Annotated in this window: 2 protein-coding genes; one reads left to right on the top strand and one right to left on the bottom strand. The window is 35.7% G+C overall.

Annotation, left to right across the window (positions count from 1 at the left end; genetic code table 11):
• A partial coding sequence (locus tag ABZA26_RS14245) for an NAD(P)H-hydrate dehydratase (protein ID WP_372715154.1) occupies positions 1 to 842 on the top strand: 842 nt, incomplete at its 5' end.
• Between the two features lie 63 nt (positions 843 to 905).
• On the opposite strand, the gene ABZA26_RS14250 is transcribed toward ABZA26_RS14245, so the two are convergent.
• Positions 906 to 1,322, bottom strand: coding sequence for an ankyrin repeat domain-containing protein (locus ABZA26_RS14250; RefSeq protein ID WP_372715155.1), 417 nt, complete (start codon positions 1,320 to 1,322; stop codon positions 906 to 908).
• Positions 1,323 to 1,801: the final 479 nt, after the last annotated feature.

Consider the following 1,801-nt stretch of genomic DNA (forward strand, 5'->3'; position numbering starts at 1 on the left):
CTTTCGGAAAAGCTCTTTTTATTTCCGGTTCCAGAGATTATTTAGGTGCACCTTTACTAAATTCATACTCTTTCTTAAGTTCAGGAGGAGGATATTCTACCCTCTTTTCCACAGAGGAAGTCATCAGTTCAGTTTCTCCTTTTGCAAGAGAGCTGGTATTTAAAAGAGGTGTCGTCTCTGAAAACGGAAGTCTCTCTAAGTCAAATTTTGAAGATATAATGGAAGCCGCCAAAAAAAATGATGTAGTGGCCATAGGTTCAGGAATATCCCTTGATCCTTCCACTATGATCCTTGCCAGAAAGATCATAGAACATTGTAGAAAACCTGTCATCATCGACGGAGACGGAATTACTGCGGTTTCTGAAAATCTTGAAATTCTAAAGACACGTGAATTCCCTACAATACTTACACCTCATATAGGGGAGTTTTCAAGACTCACAGGACTTCCCATTGAAAAAATACAGTCAGACAGAGCTAATATTTTAAGGGATACAGCCAGACAGCTAAAAAGTTATATTATTTTGAAAGATGCTACGACCATAATAGCCTCTCCACAGGGGGAACTCTTATTCAGTACTGCAGGCAACAGCGGAATGGGGGTGGCAGGGAGTGGGGATCTTCTCGTTGGGATACTGGCCATGGCACTTTGTTCTCTGGAACCTTTAGTGGCATGCTCTATAGGGGTGTTTCTACACGGGTATGCAGGGGATCTTACTGCAGGAATTCATGGTGAAGACGGAGTCCTTCCTACCAAGATACTGGAGAACCTTTCCCTGGCTGTCAAAAACTTCAGAAAAAACTATTCCAAAGTTTTAAAAAAATATATTCCCAGACAAATTTAAAAGCGGGTAAAAAACCCGCTTTTTTGTTTTTCTATTTAATTAGTTTTGGTGATCTTTCAGGATTTATTCATCCCATTTTTTAGGGGCATGCATTTTTTCACAATATCCATAGTCTTCACTGTAATTTTCGATTGCTTTAAGGACATTTATCGCCCTATTCATCTTTGCAATCTGCTCCGGAGTTCTCTGGTTATTATTTTTTATCGTCAGGTCTCCTCCGTACTCAAGTAAAAGTTTAAAAATCTCTTTTTCATTTAGCTCTGCAGCCAAATGGAGAGGAGTATTTCCTCTTTTATCTCTGATATTTACATCTACGCCATTGTAAACAAGAAAATCAGCGATCTCATAATTTCCCATTGTCACAACATGATGAAGAAAGGTGTATCCATTTTCATCTTTTTCATCAATAAGATCCACATGAAGATTTTCTTTAAAAAGTTCCACATTTTCCTCTTTTAAATAGTTTAAAAGTTCCATCATCCACCTCTATAATTTTTTACAAACACACTATATTTTAAACCCTCTCAGTGCCCTTCAGAATTGCCCCTTTCCTCGTGAGAACTGAAAGTTATTTAAACTTTTATATGAGTTCCTTTTTTACAAAATACCCTCTTAAAAAAAGTGTACTAATAAAGTTATTTTAGAACCCATTAAGAACTAAAAAAGCTTATTTTGCCCAGATAAAATAATTATTTTGTAAGGTATTCTATTGCTTTTTCAGTTAAAAGTCAATTTAATTTTCCTGCGGTATCATACAATTTTTAACTTGAAAACATACAAATTATATATTTTTATTACAACAGAAATAAGCACTCCTCTGACATGCAAATACATTGAGATCACAAAGTTTTATCTTGAAAATATTCTATCCAGTGAAACAGAAAAGACCGTCCTCTAAAACGGTCTTTTCTAACTGTTTAAGTATAATGGTTGTTCTACTTCCAATATCTCTTTTCTGC

The sequence above is a fragment of the Ilyobacter sp. genome (assembly GCF_041583315.1).
Taxonomy (GTDB): domain Bacteria; phylum Fusobacteriota; class Fusobacteriia; order Fusobacteriales; family Fusobacteriaceae; genus Ilyobacter.